This is a genomic window from Streptomyces niveus, assembly GCF_001723055.1.
Taxonomy (GTDB): domain Bacteria; phylum Actinomycetota; class Actinomycetes; order Streptomycetales; family Streptomycetaceae; genus Streptomyces; species Streptomyces niveus.
This window is the reverse complement of the sequence record NZ_MDCR01000493.1, coordinates 1-4,017: the sequence shown is the minus strand read 5'-3', so window position 1 is coordinate 4,017 and position 4,017 is coordinate 1. Positions and strand designations below refer to the sequence as shown.

Sequence of the window (4,017 nt, the reverse complement as noted above, 5' to 3'; positions counted from 1 at the left end):
GAGCGTGTCGTGTCCGTCCCGGCCGGGCGCGGACGTCCGAGACCCGCCGGGACGGACACGACACGCTCTAGGGCCGCCACCGGACCGGCCCGCCGGGGCACCGGTGGGCCGGTCCGGCCTCAGCCCAGCGCCGACTGGAGGTACTTCGCCGTCGCCGGGTCCGCCGGCAGGAACGTCTCGATCGCCAGCTCGGCGACCGTCACGTCCATCGGTGTGTTGAACGTCGAGATGGACGACAGGAATGTCAGGACCTGGCCTCCGTGCTCGATCCGCAGCGGCAGCGCGAAGTTCCCGAGCGCGAAGGCCGCCGTGTCCTCGGCGTCCTCGGTCTCGTCGAGGCCGTCGTCGACCCCCTCCGGCGGCGGATACGCGGCGACCTCCTCGTACAGCGCCCGCAGCGCGTCCGATCTGGCGAGCGCGATCTGCCGCTCCATCTGGTCCAGCAGATGCCCGCGCCACTGCCGGAAATTGCGGATGCGCCGCGCCGCCCCCTCCGGATGCAGGATGACCCGCATCGCGTTGACCGGCGGCGCCAGCAGGTGCTCGGGCACGCCCTCCATGATCAGCGCGAGGCCCCGATTGGCCGCCACCAGCGAGTACGTCCCGTCCACGACGAGCGCCGGATACGGCTCGTACCCGCGCAGCAACCGCTCCAGCGCCTCCCGCACCACCGCCATCGACGGGTCGTCCAGCGCGGTCTCGGTGAAGCGGGGCGCGTACCCGGCCGCGAGCAGCAGGCCGTTGCGCTCGCGTACGGGGATGTCCAGGTGCTCGGAGAGCCGCAGGATCATCGCTTCGCTCGGCCGGGACCTGCCCGTCTCCACGAAGCTGATGTGCCGCGCCGATGAGTCGGCACGCAGTGCCAGCTCCAGCTGGCTGATCCGGCGCTGTTCCCGCCAGCCCCTGAGCAGTGGCCCGACCCCGGTCCCCGTCGTACGAGATGTCATACGTGGACGGTAGCCGGGCCCGCGGGGCACCGGCGCGGGGCGGCGGGCCCGCGCGCTCCGGCCGCGCGTTCTGCGGGCTTCCCTCAAGTGGGGCAATCTGGTGGATAAGGGGTTGAAGTGGCGTGGCCCGGCAGCCGCACCCGGTCGTCTTCCGTGAGGCCGTCTCCCGAGAGGTCGTATCCCGTGAGTCCGAGGAGTGACATGCGTACCGAACTACTGGCAGAACTGGCGCAGCAGCTCAGGGTCGACTCGGTCCGTGTCGCCGATCTGGCGGGCTCCGGACACCCCACCTCGTCGATGTCCGCCGCCGACATCGCCGCGGTGCTGCTGTCGAACCACCTCACCTACGACTTCGACCGGCCCGACCACCCCGGGAACGACCGGCTGATCTTCTCCAAGGGGCACGCGTCACCCCTGCTGTACTCCATGTATCTCGCGGCCGGCGCCATCGACGAGACGGAGTTCCGCACCTACCGCCGGGAGGGCAGCCGCCTCGAAGGCCACCCCACACCCCGGCTGCCCTGGGTGGACGTCGCGACCGGTTCGCTCGGGCAGGGCCTGCCGGTGGGCGTCGGGATGGCGCTCGCCGGGCAGCGGCTCGGCAAGGCCCCGTACCGGGTGTGGGTGCTCTGTGGGGACAGCGAGATGGCCGAGGGGTCGATCTGGGAGGCCGCCGAGCACGCCGGATACCAGCATCTCGACTCGCTGACGATGATCATCGACGTGAACAGGCTCGGCCAGCGCGGCCCCACCCGCCACGGCCACGACCTCGGCGCGTACGCCCGCAGGCTGCACGCCTTCGGCTGGCACACCATCGAGATCGACGGCCATGACATCGAGGCGATCGAATCGGCCCTTGAGGAGGCGCGCTCCACGATGGGGGAGCCGACGGCCATCATCGCCGCCACCAAGAAGGGCCGGGGAGTCGCCGCCGTCGAGGACCGCGAGGGCATGCACGGCAAGCCCCTCCCGGACGCCGCGAGCGCCATCGAGGAGCTGGGCGGCCGGCGGTCCATGCGGGTCGAGGTCCGCAAGCCCACCTCCGCGCTGGCCGACGCCCGGCCCGAGGTCGGCCATCTGAACCTGCCGCGGTTCGCCGTGGGCGACGAGATCGCCACCCGTGACGCGTACGGGCAGGCCCTGACCGCGCTCGGCAGCGCGCGCGGCGACATCGTCGCGCTCGACGGCGAGGTCGGCGACTCGACCCGTACCGAGTTCTTCTCGAAGGAGCACCCCGAGCGGTACTTCGAGCTGTACATCGCCGAGCAGCAACTGGTGGCCGCCGCCGTCGGCATGCAGGCCTGCGGGCAGATCCCGTACGCCTCCACCTTCGCGGCCTTCCTGACCCGCGCCCACGACTTCCTGCGGATGGCCACCGTCAGCCGGGCGTCGATCAGCGTCGTCGGCTCGCACGCCGGTGTCTCCATCGGCCAGGACGGGCCCTCCCAGATGGGTCTCGAAGACCTCGCCATGTTCCGTTCCCTGCACGGAAGTACGGTGCTCCAGCCGTGCGACGCGAACCAGACGACCCGGCTCGTCGCCGCGATGGCCGAACTGGAGGGCGTCAGCTATCTGCGTACCCTGCGCGGGAAGACGCTGGTCATCTACGGCCCCGACGAGCAGTTCCCGGTCGGCGGGAGCAAGGTGCTGCGGCACTCCATCGACGACCGGATGACGCTCGTCGGCTCCGGGATCACCGTCCACGAGTGCCTGGTGGCGGCGGATCTGCTGGCCGCCGAGGGCATCACGGTGCGGGTCATCGACATGTACTCGGTCAAACCGGCCGACGAGGTCACGCTCCAGGCCGCCGCCGCCGACACCGGCTGTCTGATCACCGTGGAGGACCACCACCCGCAGGGCGGGCTGGGCGACGCCGTCGCGGAGGTCTTCTCCGACGGCCGCCCCGCGCCCCGTCTGGTGCGCCTCGGCGTACGGGAGATCCCCGGCTCGGCGAGTCCCGGGGAGCAACTGCGCGCCGCCGGTATCGACGCCGATTCGATCGCCGCCGCCGTGAAGCTCCTGACGGGAACGGCAATGGTGCGCTGACGGCGCCGAGGGTCAGCGGTCACCAATTGTGTCCATTTGCGGACATCGGGTGAACGGCGCACTGTGGACGAGCCGGACAACGTCGTGTTTTCCGTTGCCCGGTCATCCGGGCCGACTTCGGGAATCGGGAGAAGAGCATGCTTCTGCCGGACAAGGCCGGGCTCGCCCAGCTTCTGCGCCGCTACCGGACCTGGGAGCAGCTGGTCCTGCAAGAGCCGCACAATCCGGTGCGTAGGCGACGGCTGGACGACGTCGCCTACACCCTGTGCGTGCTGATGGGGCACCGCACCGCCCACGACGCGATCCGCGCGGCGGAGACGTATCTCGGCAGAGGCCCGCGCGGTGACCGGAAACTCCAGGCCCCGGGAATTCTGCGGACCCGTCGACACAACAGCAGCAGGAAAGAAAGGACGTAAACGGTCATGGCCGAATTCCTCACCGACATCGAGACCATTCGCGACCGCGCGCGCAAGGAGATCGAGAAAGGTCCCGTGACGGACGCCTACGGGGCGGACGTCGGGCGCGTCATCCAGGTGCTGAACGAGGCGCTGGCCACCGAGATCGTCTGCACCCTGCGCTACAAGCGGCACTACTACACGGCGACGGGGCTGTACGCGGAGCCGGTCGCCGCCGAATTCCTGGAGCACGCCGGCGAGGAGCAGGAGCACGCGGACAAGCTGGCCGAGCGGATCGTACAGCTCGGTGGCGAGCCCGACTTCAACCCGGACACCCTGACCAAGCGCTCGCACGCGGAGTACGACGCGAGTATGGACCTGATCGAGATGATCAAGGAGGACCTGGTGGCCGAGCGGGTCGCCATCTCCTCGTACACGGAGATCGCGCAGTGGCTGGGCACCGGCGACCCCACCACCCGCCGGGTCTTCGAGGATCTGCTCGCGCAGGAGGAGGAGCACGCGGACGATCTGCGGGGGCTGCTGGAGCGGCTGCCGGGCGTCGCCAAGTCCGCGAAGCCCACCACGTCCTGACGGACCCGCCCGGCCCGGGAAACGGCGCCGCCGTCGGC

4 protein-coding genes are annotated in these 4,017 nt (G+C 70.6%); 3 read left to right on the top strand and 1 reads right to left on the bottom strand.

Annotation, left to right across the window (positions count from 1 at the left end):
- Positions 1-119: 119 nt before the first annotated feature.
- Positions 120-947, bottom strand: coding sequence for a helix-turn-helix domain-containing protein (locus BHU15_RS36715; RefSeq protein ID WP_069631038.1), 828 nt, complete (start codon positions 945-947; stop codon positions 120-122).
- Positions 948-1,148: 201 nt separating this feature from the next.
- Here BHU15_RS36715 and BHU15_RS36710 point away from each other — a divergent pair, with 201 nt between their 5' ends.
- From BHU15_RS36710 to BHU15_RS36700, 3 genes are all read left to right on the top strand, one after another.
- Positions 1,149-2,993: a transketolase gene (locus tag BHU15_RS36710; RefSeq protein WP_069631037.1), complete on the top strand. Its 1,845-nt coding sequence runs from the start codon at positions 1,149-1,151 to the stop codon at positions 2,991-2,993.
- Between the two features lie 137 nt (positions 2,994-3,130).
- Positions 3,131-3,409, top strand: coding sequence for a DUF5133 domain-containing protein (locus BHU15_RS36705; protein ID WP_023537432.1), 279 nt, complete (start codon positions 3,131-3,133; stop codon positions 3,407-3,409).
- A 6-nt stretch (positions 3,410-3,415) separates the two neighbouring features.
- Positions 3,416-3,979: a ferritin-like domain-containing protein gene (locus BHU15_RS36700; protein ID WP_023537431.1), complete on the top strand. Its 564-nt coding sequence runs from the start codon at positions 3,416-3,418 to the stop codon at positions 3,977-3,979.
- Positions 3,980-4,017 lie beyond the last annotated feature (38 nt).